This is a genomic window from Azospirillum sp. TSH20, assembly GCF_003115935.1.
Taxonomy (GTDB): Bacteria; Pseudomonadota; Alphaproteobacteria; order Azospirillales; family Azospirillaceae; genus Azospirillum.
In genome coordinates, this window is record NZ_LGQU01000171.1 from 1 (window position 1) to 18,055 (window position 18,055).

19 protein-coding genes are annotated in these 18,055 nt (G+C 69.0%); 8 read left to right on the forward strand and 11 right to left on the reverse strand.

The annotated features are described in order from the left end of the window. Positions 1–120 precede the first annotated feature (120 nt). On the reverse strand, positions 121–1,779 hold the full coding sequence (locus TSH20_RS32765; RefSeq protein WP_109157653.1) for a thiamine pyrophosphate-binding protein: 1,659 nt from the start codon (positions 1,777–1,779) through the stop codon (positions 121–123). A gap of 114 nt (positions 1,780–1,893) precedes the next feature. Between TSH20_RS32765 and gcvA the strand changes: the two genes are divergently transcribed. Continuing rightward, complete coding sequence (gcvA, locus tag TSH20_RS32770; RefSeq protein WP_109157648.1) at positions 1,894–2,799, forward strand: transcriptional regulator GcvA; 906 nt, start codon at positions 1,894–1,896, stop codon at positions 2,797–2,799. Between the two features lies 1 nt (position 2,800). On the opposite strand, the gene TSH20_RS32775 is transcribed toward gcvA, so the two are convergent. The 8 genes from TSH20_RS32775 to TSH20_RS32810 all read right to left on the reverse strand — a co-directional run bounded on the left by TSH20_RS32775 (position 2,801) and on the right by TSH20_RS32810 (position 12,640). Next, a complete protein-coding gene (locus tag TSH20_RS32775; protein WP_109157647.1) occupies positions 2,801–4,579 on the reverse strand; it encodes an ABC transporter ATP-binding protein/permease in 1,779 nt (592 codons plus the stop codon). A 117-nt stretch (positions 4,580–4,696) separates the two neighbouring features. After that, positions 4,697–6,085 (reverse strand): amidase, encoded by a 1,389-nt coding sequence (locus TSH20_RS32780; RefSeq protein ID WP_109157646.1) that lies wholly within the window; start codon positions 6,083–6,085, stop codon positions 4,697–4,699. A gap of 81 nt (positions 6,086–6,166) precedes the next feature. Then, positions 6,167–6,940 (reverse strand): HNH endonuclease family protein, encoded by a 774-nt coding sequence (locus TSH20_RS32785; RefSeq protein WP_109157652.1) that lies wholly within the window; start codon positions 6,938–6,940, stop codon positions 6,167–6,169. Between the two features lie 235 nt (positions 6,941–7,175). Then, on the reverse strand, positions 7,176–8,120 hold the full coding sequence (locus tag TSH20_RS32790) for an SDR family NAD(P)-dependent oxidoreductase (protein WP_109157645.1): 945 nt from the start codon (positions 8,118–8,120) through the stop codon (positions 7,176–7,178). 483 nt (positions 8,121–8,603) lie between these two features. Beyond that, positions 8,604–9,791 carry a phosphoserine transaminase gene (locus TSH20_RS32795; protein ID WP_199232152.1) on the reverse strand — a complete coding sequence of 396 codons (1,188 nt, stop codon included), beginning with the start codon at positions 9,789–9,791 and terminating at the stop codon, positions 8,604–8,606. A gap of 130 nt (positions 9,792–9,921) precedes the next feature. Continuing rightward, a complete protein-coding gene (locus TSH20_RS32800) occupies positions 9,922–10,401 on the reverse strand; it encodes a hypothetical protein (RefSeq protein WP_247871699.1) in 480 nt (159 codons plus the stop codon). A 129-nt stretch (positions 10,402–10,530) separates the two neighbouring features. Then, on the reverse strand, positions 10,531–10,887 hold the full coding sequence (locus TSH20_RS32805) for a hypothetical protein (RefSeq protein ID WP_109157644.1): 357 nt from the start codon (positions 10,885–10,887) through the stop codon (positions 10,531–10,533). 130 nt (positions 10,888–11,017) lie between these two features. After that, a complete protein-coding gene (locus tag TSH20_RS32810; RefSeq protein ID WP_109157643.1) occupies positions 11,018–12,640 on the reverse strand; it encodes an EAL domain-containing protein in 1,623 nt (540 codons plus the stop codon). A gap of 277 nt (positions 12,641–12,917) precedes the next feature. Here TSH20_RS32810 and TSH20_RS32815 point away from each other — a divergent pair, with 277 nt between their 5' ends. Further along, positions 12,918–13,145: a hypothetical protein gene (locus TSH20_RS32815; protein ID WP_109150303.1), complete on the forward strand. Its 228-nt coding sequence runs from the start codon at positions 12,918–12,920 to the stop codon at positions 13,143–13,145. On the opposite strand, the gene TSH20_RS32820 is transcribed toward TSH20_RS32815, so the two are convergent. Continuing rightward, a complete protein-coding gene (locus TSH20_RS32820) occupies positions 13,136–13,900 on the reverse strand; it encodes a glycosyltransferase family 2 protein (RefSeq protein ID WP_109157642.1) in 765 nt (254 codons plus the stop codon). The two genes, TSH20_RS32815 and TSH20_RS32820, sit on opposite strands and share 10 nt — an antisense overlap. A 116-nt stretch (positions 13,901–14,016) precedes the next feature. Here TSH20_RS32820 and TSH20_RS32825 point away from each other — a divergent pair, with 116 nt between their 5' ends. Continuing rightward, positions 14,017–14,418 (forward strand): DUF423 domain-containing protein, encoded by a 402-nt coding sequence (locus tag TSH20_RS32825; RefSeq protein ID WP_247871698.1) that lies wholly within the window; start codon positions 14,017–14,019, stop codon positions 14,416–14,418. Positions 14,419–14,473: 55 nt separating this feature from the next. Here TSH20_RS32825 and TSH20_RS32830 read toward each other — a convergent pair whose 3' ends face one another. Next, positions 14,474–14,851 (reverse strand): metalloregulator ArsR/SmtB family transcription factor, encoded by a 378-nt coding sequence (locus TSH20_RS32830; protein ID WP_109157640.1) that lies wholly within the window; start codon positions 14,849–14,851, stop codon positions 14,474–14,476. A 336-nt stretch (positions 14,852–15,187) separates the two neighbouring features. Here TSH20_RS32830 and TSH20_RS32840 point away from each other — a divergent pair, with 336 nt between their 5' ends. From TSH20_RS32840 to TSH20_RS32860, 5 genes are all read left to right on the forward strand, one after another. Beyond that, positions 15,188–15,415, forward strand: coding sequence for a sulfurtransferase TusA family protein (locus tag TSH20_RS32840; RefSeq protein WP_109157638.1), 228 nt, complete (start codon positions 15,188–15,190; stop codon positions 15,413–15,415). Positions 15,416–15,601: 186 nt separating this feature from the next. Beyond that, positions 15,602–16,531: a histone deacetylase family protein gene (locus TSH20_RS32845; protein WP_109048709.1), complete on the forward strand. Its 930-nt coding sequence runs from the start codon at positions 15,602–15,604 to the stop codon at positions 16,529–16,531. Between the two features lie 175 nt (positions 16,532–16,706). Next, the gene (locus TSH20_RS32850) at positions 16,707–16,985 is read left to right on the forward strand and encodes an exodeoxyribonuclease VII small subunit (protein WP_247871697.1); all 279 of its coding nucleotides are present in this window, start codon (positions 16,707–16,709) and stop codon (positions 16,983–16,985) included. Between the two features lies 1 nt (position 16,986). Then, positions 16,987–17,889: a polyprenyl synthetase family protein gene (locus TSH20_RS32855; protein ID WP_199230796.1), complete on the forward strand. Its 903-nt coding sequence runs from the start codon at positions 16,987–16,989 to the stop codon at positions 17,887–17,889. Positions 17,890–17,913: 24 nt separating this feature from the next. After that, the coding region (locus TSH20_RS32860) for a 1-deoxy-D-xylulose-5-phosphate synthase N-terminal domain-containing protein (RefSeq protein ID WP_146207507.1) at positions 17,914–18,055 on the forward strand (142 nt) is incomplete at its 3' end.

An 18,055-nucleotide genomic window follows, 5' to 3' on the forward strand; every position in this document is an offset into this window, starting at 1 on the left:
GAGGGGGGGGGGGTGGGGGGGATGCGTGGCGGGACTTTTGCGAAAATCCTGCGGTGCTTCCCCCTCACCCTAACCCTCTCCCCGGGGGGAGAGGGGACTTAGGTGGTGGAGAGTGTTAAATCACTTCCCCTTCCCCGCCGCGCGGATCTCGGAGAGTGTCCGGGTCGGGGTCAGGGCTTCGGGGTCGAGCTTGATGTGGATGATCGCCGGCAGGCCGGAGGCGCGGGCGCGTTCGAAGGCCGGGGCGAACTGGTCGGTGGTCTCCACCGTCTCGCCATGGCCGCCATAGGCGCGGGCGAAGGCGGCGAAGTCGGGATTCTGCAGCCGCGTGCCGGACACGCGGCCGGGATACTCGCGCTCCTGATGCATGCGGATGGTGCCGTACATGCCGTTGTCGACGACCAGCACGATCACGGCGGCCCCTTCCTGAACGGCGGTGCCGAACTCCAGCCCCGTCATCTGGAAGCAGCCGTCGCCGGCGAAGCACAGCACGTCGCGGGTGCGATGCTGCAGCTTGGCGGCGATGGCGGCGGGCAGGCCGTAGCCCATGGACCCGCACACCGGCGCCGCCTGGGTGCCGAAGCGGCGGAAGCGGTGGAAACGGTGAATCCAGGTGGCGTAGTTGCCGGCGCCGTTGGTGAAGATCGCGTCATGCTCCAGCCGCTCGTCCAGCCAGGCCATGATGCGGCCCATCTGCACGTCGCCGGGGATGGAGTCGGGCGGGGTGCTCCAGGCGTCATAGGCGGCGTGCGCGGCTTCGGCGCGGGCCTTCCAGTCCGGCTTCGCGCTCAGGCTCAGTTCCGCCACCGCGTCGAGGAAGCCGGCCGGGGTGGCGACCATGCCCAGCGTCGGGCGATAGACGCGGCCGATCTCTTCCGCCCCCGGGTGGATATGCACCACCGCTTTCCCCGGATCCGGGATGCCCAGGAGGTCGTAGCTCTGCGACGGCACTTCTGAGAAGCGGTCGCCCAGCAGGATCAGCAGGTCGCTGTCCCTGACCAGCGCCGTCAGCTTCGGGTTGATACCCAGCCCGATGTCGCCGGCATAGAGTGGGTGGCAATGATCGAACAGCATCTGTCGGCGGAAGGTCACCGCCACCGGCAGCGACAGCTTTTCGGCAAAGCCCTGCAGCGCCGCCACCTGCTCCGCCGTCCAGCGGGAACCGCCGACAACCAGAAGCGGCCGTTCCGCCTTGGCCAGCAGCGCGCCGAAGGACGCCAGCTGCGCCGGCGTGGGGGCGCACTCCACCGGTTCCGCGAACGGGGCGATCTCGACGTCGGCGGTCTCGGTCAGCGTGTCTTCCGGCAGGGCCAGCACCACCGGGCCGGGGCGGCCGGCCATCGCGGTGTGGAAGGCGCGGGAGATCATCTCCGGCACGCGGTCGGCGCTGTCGATCTCGGCGACCCATTTGCACATGCCGCCGAACAGCTTGCCGTAATCCACCTCCTGAAAGGCGTCGCGGCCACGCATGCCGCGCTCGATCTGGCCGACCAGAACGACCAGCGGGGTTTCGTCCTGCTGCGCGACATGGATGCCGGACGCGGCGTTGGTGGCGCCGGGACCGCGGGTGACAAGGCAGACGCCGGGGCGGCCGGTCAGCTTGGCCTGCGCCTCCGCCATCATCGCGGCACCGCCTTCGTGGCGGGCGACGACCATCTCGATCGGGCTGTCGTGCAGGGCGTCCAGCACGGCGAGATAGCTCTCGCCCGGCACGCCGAACACCCGCCGCACGCCTTGCGCCTCCAGCGCTTCGACGACCAACTGACCACCGGTCTTCATCGCGATGCCGCCCCGCCTGTTCAGGATCTCCAGGATAGCGAGCGTGCCGTGCCGCGCGCCAGGGCGCAAACGACTTTCTTTCCACAGGTCATGAGCTTTGGTAATGAAGAGGTCATGGATCTGCAGCGCCGCCTCCTCCCCTCGATGAGCATGCTGACCGCCTTCGAGGCGGCGGCCCGCACCGGCAGTTTCACCGCCGCGGCGGCCGAGCTTTCGCTGACGCAAGGCGCGGTCAGCCGGCAGATCAAGGCGCTGGAGGACCAGATCGGCACCCCGCTGTTCACCCGCAAGGGCCAGCGGGTGACGCTGACCCCGACCGGGGCGCTCTACGCCGACCCGATCCGTGACGCCCTGCGCCAGATCGCGGCGGCCACCGTGCGGACCATCGCCGCGCCCAAGGGCGGCGTGCTGAACCTCGCCATCCTGCCGACCTTCGGCACGCGCTGGCTGGTGCCGCGGCTGCCGGCCTTCCAGGCCGCCCATCCGCAGGTGACGATCCACTTCACCACCAAGCTGGCGCCCTTCGACTTCCGCCTGCATGACCTGGATGCCGCCATCCATTACGGCTTCGGCGACTGGCCCGACGCCGTCTGCGACCATCTGCTGGACGAGGAGGTGCTGCCGGTCTGCTCGCCGGCCTTCCTCAGCGCCCATCCGGTGGCGGAGCCTGCCGATCTGCTGTCCTTGCCGCTGCTGCACACCAGCACGCGCGCCGACGCCTGGAACGAGTGGCTGTCGGCCCAGGGGCTGCCGCCGCGCCCCGGTGCCGGCATGGTGTTCGAGCAATTCGCCACAACCGCCCAGGCGGCGGAGGCAGGGCTGGGCGTCGCCCTGCTGCCGACCCTGCTGGTCCGCGCCGAGTTGGACGACGGGACCCTGGTCCCGGCCATCGACCGGCCGCACCGCAGCGCGCGGGCCTATTACCTCGTCCACCCCCGCGGCAAGGCCAACCACCCGCCCTTCGCCGCCTTCCGACAGTGGCTGCTGACGGAGGCGCGGCGGGAGCAGCCGCCCGCGTAGTTTACACTGCCGCCAGATCCCCGATCCCGTCGCCATTGCGCCGCACCGTCAGCCGGCGCTCGTGGAAGGCCGCGAGGCTGGGGCGGTGGCCGACGCTGACCAGGGTGGTGCCGGGAAGGCGGGCACGCAGCAGGCCGTAAAGCCGTTCCTCCGTCTCCGGATCGCAGGCGGAGGTGGCCTCGTCCAGATAGAGCCAGTCGGGCCTGTGCAGCAGGGCGCGGGCGATAGCGATGCGCTGCTGTTCGCCGCCGGACAGGCGCTGCGACCAGTGGTCCTCTTCGTCCAGCCGGTCGGCGAAGCCGGCCATGCCGACGGCGTCCAGCACCTCGCGCACCGCCTCCGCCTCGAAGGCGTCGGGAGGGGCGGGATAGGTGACCGTGGCGCGCAGGGTGCCGATCGGCAGATAGGGCTTCTGCGGCAGGACCATGCTGCCGTTGACGGTGGCCGTGCCGCCGGCCGGCAGGGCGATGCGGCCGCGGCCGAAGGGCCAGATGCCGGCGATGGCGCGCAGGATGGTGCTCTTGCCCGACCCGGAAGGGCCGGTGATCAGCAGGGTGTCGCCCGGCTGCACGGTCAGGTCGGCGCGGACCAGCGGCGTTCCGCTGGTGGGCAGGGTCAGGGCCAGCCCGTCCAGCGTCAGGGCGCCGTCCGTGGCCGCCGCGCGCTCCACCCCCGCATGGTCGGGGCTGGCGGCGCGCACCGCCTGTACCGCATGGTGGAAGCCGGTCAGACGGCTGGTGGTGGCGTGCCAGTCGGCGAGGTTCACATAGGCGTCGATGAACCAGGACAGCGCGCCTTGCACCTGCCCAAAGGCCTGCGAGGTCTGCATCAGCGAGCCCAACGGAAGGGCGCCGCTGAAATAGCGAGGGGCGGCGACCAGCAGCGGGAAGATGACGGCGATCTGGCCATAGGCGGAGGTGAACCAGACCAGCCGCTTCTGCGTGCGCATCAGCGACCACCAGTTGGCGACGACGCGGGCGAAGCGGTCGCCGAAGCCGCGCGCCTCCTGCGCCTCGCCCTGTTGGAGGGCGACGCTCTCGGCATTCTCGCGCAGGCGGACCAGGGCGAAGCGGAAGTCGGCCTCGTAACGCTGCTGGTCGAAGCTGAGCCGCGCCAGCGGCTTGCCGATCCGGTGGGTGATCCAGGTGCCGGCGACGGCATAGACCAGCGCCACCCACACCATGTAGCCGGGAAGATCGATGCCGAGCCACGGGATGGTGACCGACCCCGACAGGCTCCACAGGATGGCGAGGAAGGAGACCAGCGAGACCAGATTGGTGAGGAAGCCCAGCGACAGGCTCAGCGTCAACTGGACGAAGCTGCGCAGATCCTCGGCGATGCGCTGGTCGGGGTTGTCGGTGCCGGTGTTGGCGAATTGCAGCCGGTAATAGGTCTGATTCTCCAGCCAATCGCCGAGATAGCGTTCGGTCAGCCAGCGCCGCCAGCGGATCTGCAGCATCTGGTTCAGATAAAGGCGATAGACGGCCACCGCGATGAAGACCAGCGCCAGCCCGCCGAACACCAGCAGGGCTTGGATGAAGCCGCTTTGGTCCTTCTCCTGCAGCGCGTTGAAGATGTCTGCGTTGATCTGGGTGAACCAGACCTCCATGAACACCGCCGCCAGATTGAGGACGACGATCGCCGCCAGCAGGCCGCGCGCCGCCCATTTCTCCTCCGACGACCAATAGGGCTTGGTCAGGCGCCAGACGTCGGACAGGAAATGGCGGGCGGCGGACAGGCGTCCGGTGGGAGCAGGCGGGGTGTATGCACGCGCGGGCATCGGTCGGGCACTCGCAAGCGGTCAGCACATGATCTGCCGATTACCACCCTTTGCCGCCCCGAAGGCATGAATTCGCTGTCACCTGCCGCGGTTCATGTCCCGGCGGCAGGTGTCCGGTCAGGGAGCCCAAGCGGTGGCCCAGCGGTGGGTGAACCCCGCCTCCCGCTCCAGCATCTGGCCCATGCGGATCAGGCGCCGTTCCTCGCCCGGCCGGGCGACCAGCTGGATGCCGAAGGGCAGCCCGTCTCCGCCGACCGGCAGGGTCAGCACGGGGAAACCGATCAGCGTCACGACGGCGGTGACGCCGATATAGTCGAGGATGGTCTCCACCGGCCGGCCGTCGATCACCGTCACCTCGCCGTCCTCGTTCGGCCAGGGCAGCACGCCGCAGGCCGGGGCAGCCAGCACGTCGATCTCATCGAACAGCGCGACGAAGCGGCGGTAGAGCGCGGTGCGGGCGGCCTGCGCCTCCAGATAGGCGTCGGCGGTGATGCCGGCGCCGGCCTCGATGTTCCAGCGGATGGTGTCGGTCAGCGCCTTGCCATGTTTGGCCAGCATCGGGCCGAAGGCGTGTCGGGTCTGGGCGGCGCGCAGCGTGCGGAAGGTCGCCATGGCGTCGCCGCAGTCGGGATGGCGGCGCGCCACCGGCCCGGCGGCCCGCTCCAGCCGCTCCACAGCTTCGGCGAAGCGCTCCCGCACCGCCTGGGAGACGGTGGCGACGCCGAAATCGGCGGTGGCGCCCAGCCGCGTCTCCGATCCGTCGTCGCGGTCACCGAACAGGGACGTCGGGTCGCGCAGGTCGCTGCCGGCCATTGCCGACAGCAGCAGCGCGCAGTCCGCGGTGTCGCGGGCCAGCACGCCATGGGTCGCCAGCGTGTCCCAGCCCAGCGCGCGGCCGGGTGCCGGGATCAACCCCGGCGTCGGCCGGATCGAGGCGACGCCGCAGAAGCTGGCCGGGATCCGCACCGACCCGCCATAGTCGGTGCCGTGCGCCAGCGGGGCCATGCCGACCGCGACCGCCGCCGCCGACCCGCCGCTCGACCCGCCGGAGGTCAGGGCGGGATCGGCCGGGTTGCGGGTCGGGCCATACAGGCGGTTCCGGCAGATGGCGCCGAAGCCGAATTCCGGCGTGTTGGTCTTGCCGATGACGATGCCGCCCGCTGCCTCGATCCGCGCCACCGCGATGTCGCTGCTGGCCGGCACATGATCGGCATAGAGCGCCGAGCCGTAGGTGGTGCGGATGCTGGCGGTGTCGGTCAGGTCCTTCACCGCCACAGGCAGGCCATGAAGCGGTCCGACGGGCGCCGGCTGGGCGTCCAGCGCGTCGGCGCGGGCCAGCGCCGTGTCGGCGGCGACGGTGATGAAGGCGGACAGCGCCGGTTCGGCCGCGGCGATCCGCGCCAGATGCGCCTCGACCGCTTCGCGCGCCGACAGCTCCCGCTTCGCCAGCCGTTCGGCCAGGGTGGCGGCGCTTTCCCGCCACAGGGCGTTGGGTTCCTGGTTCATGCATCCCTCCCATTTCTTGGGTGGACGGTAGCGCGAAACCGGTGGTGCGCCCAACAAAGCAGCGGACAGGGCAGGGCTGCGTCAGCGCTGCTGCCCGGCCGAGGCGCGGCAGTCGTTCAGGATGTTGCCGACCGTCACCCGCTCCCGCTCGTCCATGCTGAGGCTCCAGCGCGCCTTCACCAGGATCCAGTCGGCGACATAGAGGCAGATGCCGTCGCGCTTCGGCGGCAGCCACTCCTCCGGCCCCTTGGAGCCCTTGGCGCGGTTGGCCTCGCGGCTGGAGACCAGCAGGGTCAGCGGGTCGCTGGTGTCGTTGGCGTAGGCGGCGCGCTTCTCCCGGCTCCAGTCGTAGCCGCCGCTGGCATAGGCCTCTTCCAGCGGCACCCGGTGATCGATGTCGACCATCTGCGGGTCGGTGTAGCGTTCGCCGGTGTAGGGGTCGAGCCAGTCGCCGGACTTCACGCTGCAGCCCTTGGCGTCGAGCGTCGCCGGACGGCGGGAGTCGCGGATCAGCACCTTCTCCCGCGAATTCAGGCAGCCGCCCTCCAGCGCCAGCCAGTGCGGCCACGCATCGCGGTCGTATCCTCGGCGCTTCTCCGGCTCCACCCGGATGCCGTCGAGTTGTCGCGCCACGTCGGCATAGTCGATCTTGTCGGTGGGTTGGGCGACGACCGGCGGCGGTGGTTCGGCCTGCTCCTGCTTGCGCGGCTGGCGCGGGCGGTGGGGCTCCTGCCCCAGCAGGCGATCGAGTGTGCCGGACGGGATGATGTGGACCCGCTCCGCCACCGCGACGACGGCGAGGACCGCCAGGATGACGAACAGTGCCCGCAGGGGCAGGGAACGGCGGCGGGCCATGTTCAAGCCACCCAGGACCAATCCCCTCTCCCCCCCGGGGAGAGGGTTAGGGTGAGGGGGAAGCATCGAGTGGAGTTTGGGATGGCGAGAAGTTCCAAGCGCTTGGCAAAGCCACGCCGCGCATCCCCCTCACCCCGACCCTCTCCCCGGGGGGGAGAGGGGGATTTCGCCAACGTCGTCATGCACTGCTCACCTCTTCAATCCACCCCCGTCATACCCGCCTATGGCACCACCCTCAAGGCATGCGGCCGGTCAGGGTGGCGCTCAGGCCCTGGAGCAGGCCGACCTGACACATGGTGTCGAAGGTGGAGCGCATCAGCGACGGGTCGCCGATCGACACGCGGATGTCGCCGGCCCGCGGTTCGGTGTGGCGGCGGCGGACCTTGCTGTTGCACAGTTCCTGCAGCACCTCCAGCAGCATCACCAGCGAGGTCGCGCGGCCGGTGCAGAGGTTGTAGACCTGCGACCCGGCGAAGCGCCGCTCCATCGCCAGAGCCAGGATGCGCACCACGTCGCCGACGAAGACGAAGTCGCGGACCTGCTGCCCGTCGCCGTGGATCTCCACGTCCTCGCCGCGGGCGACCCGGCGGGCGAAAATGGAGATGACGCCGGAATAGGGCGACATCGGGTCCTGCCGCGGGCCATAGACGTTGAAGAAGCGGAAGCCGACCGTCGGCACCCCCTGGATCGCCCAGGCGACGCGGGCGTGCATCTCGCAGCCCAGCTTGTCGACGCCATAGGCGGATAGCGGGCGCGGCAGTTCGTCCTCCTTCAGCGGCGTGTTGGTGTTGTCGCCATAGACCGCGGCGGAGGAAGCGTAGACCACCGGGACCGGGCTGCCGCGCTTGGCGTCGCGTGCCGCCTCGAACACGGTGACGGTGCCCAGCAGGTTGGTGCGGTGGGTCTCCGCCCACAGCTCCCGCGATTTCTGCACCGACGCGACGGCGGCGAGGTGGAAGACGCCGTCGACGCCCTCCCCGGAATCGCCGGCCATCGCCTCGCGCACCGCATCGGGATCGGCGACGTCGCCCACCACCAGCGTCGCGGCGCTTGGCTTGTTCTCCAGCCGGCCGCTCGACATGTTGTCGAGGATCGTCACCCGGTGCCCGTCGGCGAGCAGCCGGTCGGCCAGATGCGAGCCGATGAACCCGCAGCCGCCGGTGATGAGGTAGTGCGCCATGGTCGTTCCCGAGCCCTTCCGTCGTTGCACCGGCGTTGCCGCACCGCAGCGGGACCGCCGGAAATCCCTTCCAAGAGTCGGGACACAACCGACAGGCTGCCAGACCATCTTCGGGATAGGGCGGTGCCTCAACCGGGGAACCGCCCCCGCCCGTCCGGCGACCGCCGGGGCGAATCGGTCCCGTTTCCTCCATGACGGTTTCGGGACAGGCGGCACCGATGGTTCAACAGGCTTATCCACCACCTTGTCCACGGTTCTGTGGATAACCATGGTCAAGCTCGCGAGGTCGGAACGCGCGTTGGGCTGGTCACACTGGTGCAGAAATGCTGCGGTGTACGAACGGTTTTCCGGCCCGAACCTTTGCTGCAAAGCACAAGAGCCGCCCCTGCAAAAAGCCCCACCGTGGCGGTCGTGCCACGGTGGGGCTTTTTGAGGGGGTGGAACAGGGCTGTGGATTAAGGCCCGGCTTGCGCTTGATCGGCCTCAGCCCTGCTTGGGGCCGAGAACCTCCGCCTTGACGGTGGCGAAGGCCCAGTCGAGCCAGGGCAGCACCGCCTCCATATCTTCGTTCTCCACCGTGGCCCCGCCCCACAGGCGCAGGCCGGGAGGCGCGTCGCGGTAGGACCCGGCGTCGAAGGCGGCCTCCTCCTTCTCCAGCAGGGCAGACAGCTTCTTGGCGAAGGCGGCCTGCGCCTCCTCGGTCAAAGCGGTCACGTCGGGGTCGGTGAAGCGCAGGCAGATCGAGGTGCAGGAGCGGTTCGCCGGATCCTTGGCCAGGAAGCCGGCCCACGGGCTGGTCTCCTCCCATTCGGCGACGATGCGCAGGTTCTGCTCCGACCGGCGGATCAGCTGGGTCAGGCCGCCCAGCGACAGGGCCCAGCGCAGGCCGTCGATGGCGTCCTCGACGCAGAGCATCGACGGCGTGTTGATGGTGTCGCCTTCGAAGATGCCTTCGATCAGCTTGCCGTTCTTGGTCAGGCGGAAGATCTTCGGCAGCGGCCGGTCGGGCTGGAAGCTCTCCAGCCGTTCGACGGCGCGCGGGCTCAGCACCAGCATGCCGTGCGCCGCCTCGCCGCCCAGCACCTTCTGCCAGGACCAGGTGGCGACGTCGATCTTGTGCCAGGGCAGCGCCATGGCGAAAGCGGCGGAGGTGGCGTCGCAGATGGTCAGCCCTTCGCGGTCGTCGGCGATCCAGTCGCCGTCGGCCACCCGCACGCCGGCGGTGGTGCCGTTCCAGGTGAAGACGACGTCGCGGCTGAAATCGACCGCCGACAGGTCCGGCAGCTCGCCATAGGGGGCGATCAGGTTGCGGACGTCCGGCAGCTTCAGCTGCTTGGCGACATCCGTCACCCATTCCTTGCCGAAGCTTTCCCAGGCAAGCATGTCGACGCCGCGGGCACCCAGCATCGACCACAGCGCCATCTCCACCGCCCCGGTGTCGGAGGCTGGGACGATGCCGATGCGATAGTCGCCGGGGATGCCCAGCACCGCGCGGGTGAGGTCGATGACCTCCTTCAGCTTGGCCTTGCCCGGCTTGGAGCGGTGGGAGCGGCCGAGCAGCGCGCCGTCCAGCGCGTCGAGCGACCAGCCCGGACGCTTCGCGCAGGGACCCGAGGAGAAGAGCGGAGTGTTGGGCCGGCGGCTCGGCCGGCTGGCGCTGCTGGCAATCATGGGGCGAACTTCCTGTCCCGGAACGGGAATGTGCGGAGGTCCGGACCTTAAAAGCTGCGCCTGCCGCCGTCAATCGAAGGACATGGCAAGGGACACGGCGCGGGACGCGGAACCCTGCCGTGCCGATTGCTCACTTGCTGCGGCCGATCTTGCCGTTGCGGTAGGTCCAGGCGGCCTCGCCCCCGCCAGCGGGCTGCGGCATCGAGATGGTCAGGACATCGTTGTCGATGGTGACCTGGGCGGCATCGCTGCACGACCCGAAGGGATAGGAGACCAGCGGCTGCGGACCGCCGACCTCCAGGATGCGGAAGCGGGTGGGGCAGTCCTTGGCGCCGGTGTCGGCCTGGAACAGCGCGATCCAACGGTCCTTCAGGGAATAGGCGCCGACGAAGGACAGCATGTCGCTCTCCTTGTCCTCGAACACGGGCTTGTCGTTCACAGACACCTGGGTGTGATTCGGCCCGATGTCGGTCATCGTCAGCACGGTGTTGCCCAGCGCCGCCATCAGGCGGGGCTCGGCCGCATCGGCGGAACCGGCAACCGTGCCGGCGATCCCGAAGGCGATGGAAAGGCTGCCCACCACCGCGGCGCACACACTAAGAACCCGCAAAGCCCGTCTCCCTGGCTGCTGCGCCCCGGCGGGGGCGGCTTTACCGAACGGGGCGCACCATAATGCGGGGAGCGCTCTGCCGGAAGCCGTCCTTTTCGCCGGGTGGGCCGTTGCGTCAGCGCCGTTGCGTCAGCGGATGTTGACGCTGAGGCCGAAGCCGGGGACCACCGGCTGCGGTGCGTAGACGACGGGCGGCGGGGCATAGATCACCCGCGGCGGCGGCGCGTAGACCACCGGGGGCGGTGCGTAGATGACGGGCGGCGGGGCGTAGTAGGCGCCGCGCTCGCGCCAATGGTGACGGTGATGGGGGCGGTCCCACCCGCGCCACTCATGGCCGCCACGGCCGGGGCCATACCATTCGCGGCCATGGTCGCCGCGCCAGCCGCCATCGGCGGCGGCCGGGCTGACGGTGGCGCCCAGCATCGATCCGGCGACCAGAGCGCCCAGAACCACGGCTTTCAATCCAAAACCAAAGCGGCCAGTCATTCCGGCGTCCTCCTGGTGTCGGGGGTATCTTGTCCCCTCATGAGCCGATGAACGTCGCCGCTCCGGCTTTCATTCCACTCGGAAGGAAAAGATTTGGTCGTATGGCGTCGGTCATAGATTTGGGGCGGCCTCAGGCCCAGCCGTCCGACAGGCCGGGACGGGCGGCCCCCGGCGAGGTGAACAGGCTGGCCGGCTTGTAGGCCGGGCGGTCGGCCGGTCTGCCGAAATGATAGCCCTGGGCCAGCTCGAATCCCCAGGCGTTGAGCTGCGCCGCCTGGTCCGGCGTCTCCACCATCTCGGCGATCACCTGCACGCGGATCTCCCGGCACAGCCCGACCATGGCGCGCAGGATGGCGTCGTCGCGCGGGCTGCCGCCCAGCCGGCGGACATAGCTGCCGTCGATCTTCACGAAATCGACCGGCAGGGCCTGGATGTAGGGGAAGGACGCCGCTCCGGCGCCGAAATCGTCCAGGCAGATGCGGTGGCCGGCGCGGCGCAACTCCTCCAGCACGCGGGCGGCGCGCGGCAGGTCGGTCAGGCCCGTCGATTCGGTCACCTCCACCAGCAGGCGGGAGCGCAGCGCCGGGTCGCGGGCGACCAGCCGCTGGAAGGCGACCACGAAGATGTCGCTGCCAAGCGAAGCCGCCGACATGTTCACGGCGATTTGCAGCGAGGGATCGGCGCTCAGCGTCTCCAGCGCCTTTTCGCAGACCAGCAAATCGACGTCATGGACCATGCCGATCTGCTCGGCGAAGGCGATGGTCGGGCCGGGGGCGCCGTTGGGGAAGCGGGCCAGCGCCTCGTAATGGTGCAGGCCGCGGGTGGCGAGCGAGACGATGGGCTGGAACTGCAGCTTCAGCCGGTCGTCGGTCAGGGTGGTGCGCAGGCTGGTCACCCGCGTCACCGTCTGGTCGACCAGCAGCTTCACCGCGTCGTGCATGGTGGAGATGTCGAATTTGGCCGTTTCCTCGGCGAAGCTCTTCACCGTGAACATCAGCACGCGCCCGGCATCCTCGCGGCTGAGGCCGGGGGCGGACATGTCGAGCGTCAGATTTTCCGATGCCAGAGGCTGGCCGTCCGGCGACAGGCCGGCGCCGGTCACGGCGATTTCGTCGGCGAGTGCGCCGGCCGACAGGTCGCTGCCGTGGACGAGGCCGAAACGGTCCTCCCCCAGCCGGGTCGCCAGCGTGTCGTCGGCGGCGTGGACGCGCAGCAGCGCCCCGACCTCTCCCAGCAGGCGCAGCGTCAGTTCCGGGCCCAGCCGCGATTTGACCTCGCCGAAGTCGGCGATCTTGATGAGGGTCAGCTTCGGCGGCGACTGGCCGACATCGACGCCGAAGCGCTCGCCCAACTGCGCCTGGAAGGCCTCGGGGTCGAGCAACCCGGTCTCCGCGTCGCGGGCCGGCGCGTCGGCTCCTTTGCTTTCCGACCGGGTCAGCGTCAGCTGCACGTTGGGCGAGCGACCGAGCCGATAGCCGGACAGGGTGGCCTGCGCCCCGCCGGCCAGGGCGACCGTCCGCGGCTCCAGCCGCCGATTGGACCCGGCGGTGCGCAGCAGGCGCCGCACCAGCCCGCGGTCGCCGGCCGCCAGCATCCGGTCGACCGGCTGGCCGATCAGGTCGGCATCGGTGATGCCCAGGACATGCTGCAGGGCGCCGGCGGCGAAGCCGATGATTCCGCGGGCGTCCACCTCGATCAGCACATCCGCATTGGCAAATGCGAAGCCAAGGAAGCGTGCGACGTCCGATGTCATGATGCCTCGGCAAGGCTCGCGGTGGGGCGGAAATCTCGGTGGGGTGGAACGGCGTGACGCTGCGCACCCGGCGAAATAATATGTCTACCGAAGGTTCGCATTCTAAACGTAAAGGAAATCCTACCACTATCGAAATTGCGTTAGGCCAAATATCCGCGGCCCGGACGGCTTGCCGCAGCCGACCGGTGGCTGCGGGCGCTATCCGCTTGGGTTCAAACGGTTATTGTCACAGCCGGCACCTATTCCCCCTGCGCGGCATTAATGGTAAATAACCTCCATGGTAGAGACCAGACGCACCGGTGACCGTTCGAACGAGCTGATCCGCCCCGACTCCGGTGGCGGCCGTGTTGCCGCGAGCGGCGCACGGGCACGTGCCGAAGGCGTCGTCCAGCAGGGACGGCAACGGGTTCCGAGCCTGCGTGAGTTGGCCGCCCTGGTGGTCAACGGCGTGCTGACGCTGCCGCGCAACTATCGCCGCGGCATGTTCCTCGACGTTCAGGTGTAGGCGGCCGCTTCCGGGCCGAATAGCCGATCCATCAGCAGCGGCGGCAACTCGTACTGCGGCAGGCACAGGCTGGTGCTGCGGGCGTGCAGCGTGTGCAGGCACAGCCCCTCCGTGTCCGGGAAGGCGCCGACGCGGAAACGTTCGCGCGCGGCTTTGACGAACGGCGCGTCCTCGCAGGCGTTCACCGCCGGGAAGCGCACCGCCTCCCACACCGCGCGCCGGTAGGCGTAGGAAAAGCCGTAACCGTCGAGATTGTCGGGAGAGGGAGGGGCCTCCGGCGCCTCGACATAGCTGCAGGCCTGCCGGCCCCAGCGGTGGTGCGAGCCGCCGCGCGCCGTGTCCCAATAGCCGAAGCGCCGGTGCGGCACGCTGTAGAGGAACCAGCCGGACAGCTTCACCAGATCATGTCCCCGGTCGAGCCAGTCCAGCATTCGCTCCACATAAGTCGGCGCATAGAAGTCGTCGTCGTCCATGTGGACGATCACCGATCCTTTGGCATGCTCGGCCAGGATGTTGCGCTTCTCGCCGATGGCGTAGCGGCGGGGCGAATAGAAATATTTCAGCCGCGGATTGGCCAGCGCCTTCAGGTAGGCCGATGGGCGCGGGCTGTCGTCGAACACCAGCCACTCGATTTCGCCATGGGTTTGTGCCCGGATGCAGGCATGCAGGCGCGGCAGGAACTCCTCGCGCTGCCAGGTGGGGGTGACGATGCTGACCAGTGGTGTCGGGGCGGGAGTGGGGGGCGTGGGCGTCATGGTCGTTTCTTGCTCGCACGGGCGGGCTGCGTGTAGACAGGCGTCAGCATAACACTGCCCCGGGCTCTAAACACGGGCCGGCGGTGGCGCGAAGGAAGGGAAGGACGCCCGTGGGAGTGATCGACCGGATCTGGATCGTCTTCGCCGCGCTGAACGGCGCCATGGCGGTCGGCACCGGCGCCTATGCCAGTCACGCGCTGGCCGCCCAGCCACAGGCGCAGGAATGGTTCCGCATCGCCGGGCAGTATCAGATGGCGCATGCGCTGGCGCTGGTGCTGCTGGTGGCGCTCGGGAGCCGGATTGGGGGGAGCCGGATCGGGAACGGCGCGATGGGCGGGCTGGCCCTGCGGATCGCGGGATGGCTGTTCGTCGCCGGGATTCTGCTGTTCTGCGGCACGCTCTACGCGCTGGGCACCGTCGGACCGCTGCCGGTGCCGATGACGGCGCCGGCCGGCGGATGGAGCTTCATGCTGGGCTGGCTGGCGCTGGCGGTCGCGGCTCTGCGGGCGCGCGGCTGAGGCTTGCGCCCGTGAAGACGAGGCGGTCGGCGGCGGAGAAGTCGGCGTCCGGCGATCAGCCGGCCGCTGCGGTGCGCAGGTCGGACTGGTCGGCGGCCGAGTCGCCGCTGCGGCCGTCGCTGTCGGCGTCCTCCGCCGCGGGCGTGCAGTAGAGGCCGTGCAGCGTCGTCATGATCGTCTGCGCCTCGTGTCCATTCAGCGAATAGTAGATGTTCTGGGCGCTGCGCCGCGTGCGGACCAGATTGTCGTTGCGCAGCCGGGCCAGATGCTGGGACAGCGCCGACTGGCTGAGCCCGACCAGATCCTCCAACTCGCCCACCGACCGCTCGCCCTGGCTCAAATGGCACAGGATGAGCAGGCGCCGCTCGTTGCACATCGCCTTCAACAGCGCACTTGCCCGGCGGGCGTTGGCCTGCAAATCCTCGATCTTCATCGCTCTACCGTCGCCCTGTCCGTTCCGATTCGTTTTATGCCTGAGCCGTCGTTGCACGGCCCGGCAAAGAAAAATGTTCGTATCCTAGTATATTCGTATCTTGCGGCTATTGTCCACCTGTGGGAATCCGGCATAGCGACCGCGCCGCTGCTTGGCGCATGCGGCGGCTTGAGCGTCGCCATCATCGGCGGAGCGCCGTTTTTCTCGCACCGCGAAACAGAGCCGCTACAGATATATCAGCCTTCGGTTGTTAACGATAATCATTTGTAATGGCAGGCCCGGCCGCGCCACAGCATCCGTCGTGACAGCGGCCGGCCGGTCGGGTAGCATTCCGCGATGACCAACCATCCTTTGAATACCAAGGGCTTGCAGTGCCCGCTGCCCGTTCTGCGCGCGCGCAAGGCGATCAAGACCATCGCCGTCGGTGACACTTTGACGGTGGAGGCGACCGACCCCGGCGCCCGCAAGGACTTTCCGGCGTTCTGCGAAGCGACCGGCAACCGCCTGCTGTCCGTCACCGAAGAGGACGGCGTCCTGCGCTTCGTCATCGAACGGGTGGCCTGAACCAGCGATCCTCCGCACCGGTTATACCCCGATCGCAGGGGGGCACGGATTGCCCCGGTTCCCGAAAGTGGGCTGTGACGAATCGTCCTGGATTCAGCCTGTACTTTCATTAGCGATCCGGGAAGAATGGTTTTCGGAAACGCTGCAATCGCCGCCCGAAAACCAACGATAACGACCGAAAAATCGATGTTCACCACCCTGTTCACCCACCCGGCGTGCCTGGAGCACGACACGGGTCTCGGTCATCCCGAATGCTCCGACCGCCTGCGCGCCGTGCTCGCCGCGCTGGAGACGGAGGAGTTCCACATGCTGGAACGGCAGGAGGCGCCGCGCGCCACGGTTGAACAGCTTCTGCGGGCGCATCCGCAGTCGCACATCGACCGCGTGCTGTCGCTGATCCCCGACGTGGAGCATGCGGGCGTCGATGCCGACACGGTCGTCTCGCCCGGATCGGGGGAGGCGGCGCTGCGTGCGGCCGGCGCGGTCTGCGCCGCGGTCGACGCGGTGGCGACCGGCCAGTCGCGCAACGCCTTCTGCGCCGTCCGCCCGCCCGGCCACCATGCGGAGCGGGAGAAGGCTATGGGCTTCTGCCTGTTCAACAACGCCGCCGTCGGCGCCTTCCACGCCCGTGCCGCCCATGGGCTGCAGCGGGTGGCGGTGATGGATTTCGACGTCCATCACGGCAACGGGACACAGGACATCCTGCAGTTCGATCCCGACATGCTCTATTGCTCCACCCACCAGTCGCCGCTCTATCCCGGTACCGGCGATGCGGGGGAAAAGGGGGAGTACGGCAACTGCGTCAACGCGCCGCTGCCGGCCATGGCCGGGTCGCCGGAGTTCCGGCACGCGATGACGCACGTGATCCTGCCGGCCATCGACCATTTCAAGCCGGACCTGCTGATCATCTCCGCCGGGTTCGACGCCCATTCGCGCGATCCGCTGGCCGGCCTGCACCTGATCGACGATGACTTCGTCTGGGCCACCCGCAAGCTGGGCGAACTGGCCCGCACCCATTGCGGCGCAAGGATCGTCTCGGTGCTGGAAGGCGGCTACAACCTTCGGGCATTGGCGTCGGCAAGCGCGGCCCATGTGCGCGAACTGATGTACTGCTGACCGGGACCTTCCCCGCGCGACGGCGGTCCCCTTCTCCCGAACGGGGGAGGGGCTGCCCGAACGCATAGGCCGCACAGTGGCGGCACATAGTCCGCAAGGGGCGGGGTACGGGAGTGCCTCGGGCCTTGCGCAGGACGAGGGCGGGGCATACCTTCGCGGGCTTGAGGTTCCATCGATGGTTCAGTCCGACATGCCCCCTTCCGCCTCTGCTGTACCCATTCCGCCCGACATCGCCGCCCTCAGCTTCGAGGATGCGCTCGCCGAACTGGAGCGGATCGTCCGCCAGCTTGAGGAAGGCCGCGGCAAGCTCGACGACGCCATCTCCTCCTACGAACGCGGCACGGCGCTGAAGCGCCATTGCGAGATGAAGCTGCGCGAGGCGCAGGCCAAGATCGACCGCATCACCGTGAGCGCCGACGGCTCCCTCGGCACCGAACCCGCCCGGATCGACTGACGTGCAGACCATTTCCCAGACCGAATTGAAGTCCGCCATGGCGGAGATCGCGCAGGCCGTCGAGATGAAGATCGGCGCCCTGCTGCCGACCACCGATCTGGCGGAAGCGCGGGTGTTCGACGCCATGCGCTATGGCTGCCTGAACGGCGGCAAGCGGCTGCGCCCATTCCTGGTGATGCAGTCGGCGGCGCTGTTCGGCGTCAATCCGGACTGCGCCATCCGCGCCGCCGCCGCGGTGGAGATGGTCCACAGCTATTCGCTGGTCCATGACGACCTGCCGGCGATGGACGACGGCGAGCTGCGCCGCGGCCGGCCGACCTGCCACCGCCAGTTCGACGAGGCGACCGCCATCCTGGCCGGCGACGGTCTGCTGACGCTGGCGTTCGAGGTGCTGGCGGACCCGGCGACACATGAGGACCCCAATATCCGCTGCCAGCTGGTGTCGGCGCTGGCCAAGGCGGCCGGCGGCCACGGCATGGTCGGCGGCCAGATGCTGGACCTGATCGCGGAGCATGAGAGCTTCGATCTCGGCACCACCACCCGGCTGCAGCGCATGAAGACCGGCGAGATGATCGCCTTCTCCTGCGAGGCCGGCGGCATTCTGGGCAAGGCCAACCCGCCGCAGCGCACGGCGCTGCGCGCCTATGCCCACGACCTTGGGCTGGCCTTCCAGATCGTCGACGACCTGCTGGACGTGGAAGGCACGGCGGAAGAAACCGGAAAGACCGTCGGCCGCGACGCCCAGGCCGGGAAGGCGACCTTCGTGTCGATCCTCGGCCGCGACCGTGCCCGCGCCCAGGCGGAAATGCTGTCCCATCAGGCATCGCAGCACTTGGACATTTTCGATGGGCGTGCCGATATGTTGAAGGCCGTCGCCGACTTCGTCGTCGCGCGCCGCGCCTGACCAGAGCTTGAGGACCATCACGACGTGACCGCCACCAAGACCCCGCTGCTCGACCATTGTCCGACGCCAGCCAAGCTGCGGGCCCTCAAGCCCGAACAGCTCCGCCAGTTCGCAGACGAGTTGCGCACCGAGACGGTGGACGCCGTCTCGGTGACCGGCGGCCATC

Bases quoted from the DNA above. Each gene is read 5' to 3' on its own strand.
- TSH20_RS32765 (WP_109157653.1), bottom strand. From the start codon at position 1,779: ATGAAGACCGGTGGTCAGTTGGTCGTCGAAGCGCTGGAGGCGCAAGGC.
- gcvA (WP_109157648.1), top strand. From the start codon at position 1,894: ATGGATCTGCAGCGCCGCCTCCTCCCCTCGATGAGCATGCTGACCGCC.
- TSH20_RS32775 (WP_109157647.1), bottom strand. From the start codon at position 4,579: ATGCCCGCGCGTGCATACACCCCGCCTGCTCCCACCGGACGCCTGTCC.
- TSH20_RS32780 (WP_109157646.1), bottom strand. From the start codon at position 6,085: ATGAACCAGGAACCCAACGCCCTGTGGCGGGAAAGCGCCGCCACCCTG.
- TSH20_RS32785 (WP_109157652.1), bottom strand. From the start codon at position 6,940: ATGGCCCGCCGCCGTTCCCTGCCCCTGCGGGCACTGTTCGTCATCCTG.
- TSH20_RS32790 (WP_109157645.1), bottom strand. From the start codon at position 8,120: ATGGCGCACTACCTCATCACCGGCGGCTGCGGGTTCATCGGCTCGCAT.
- TSH20_RS32795 (WP_199232152.1), bottom strand. From the start codon at position 9,791: ATGATTGCCAGCAGCGCCAGCCGGCCGAGCCGCCGGCCCAACACTCCG.
- TSH20_RS32805 (WP_109157644.1), bottom strand. From the start codon at position 10,887: ATGACTGGCCGCTTTGGTTTTGGATTGAAAGCCGTGGTTCTGGGCGCT.
- TSH20_RS32810 (WP_109157643.1), bottom strand. From the start codon at position 12,640: ATGACATCGGACGTCGCACGCTTCCTTGGCTTCGCATTTGCCAATGCG.
- TSH20_RS32815 (WP_109150303.1), top strand. From the start codon at position 12,918: ATGGTAGAGACCAGACGCACCGGTGACCGTTCGAACGAGCTGATCCGC.
- TSH20_RS32820 (WP_109157642.1), bottom strand. From the start codon at position 13,900: ATGACGCCCACGCCCCCCACTCCCGCCCCGACACCACTGGTCAGCATC.
- TSH20_RS32830 (WP_109157640.1), bottom strand. From the start codon at position 14,851: ATGAAGATCGAGGATTTGCAGGCCAACGCCCGCCGGGCAAGTGCGCTG.
- TSH20_RS32840 (WP_109157638.1), top strand. From the start codon at position 15,188: ATGACCAACCATCCTTTGAATACCAAGGGCTTGCAGTGCCCGCTGCCC.
- TSH20_RS32845 (WP_109048709.1), top strand. From the start codon at position 15,602: ATGTTCACCACCCTGTTCACCCACCCGGCGTGCCTGGAGCACGACACG.
- TSH20_RS32850 (WP_247871697.1), top strand. From the start codon at position 16,707: ATGGTTCAGTCCGACATGCCCCCTTCCGCCTCTGCTGTACCCATTCCG.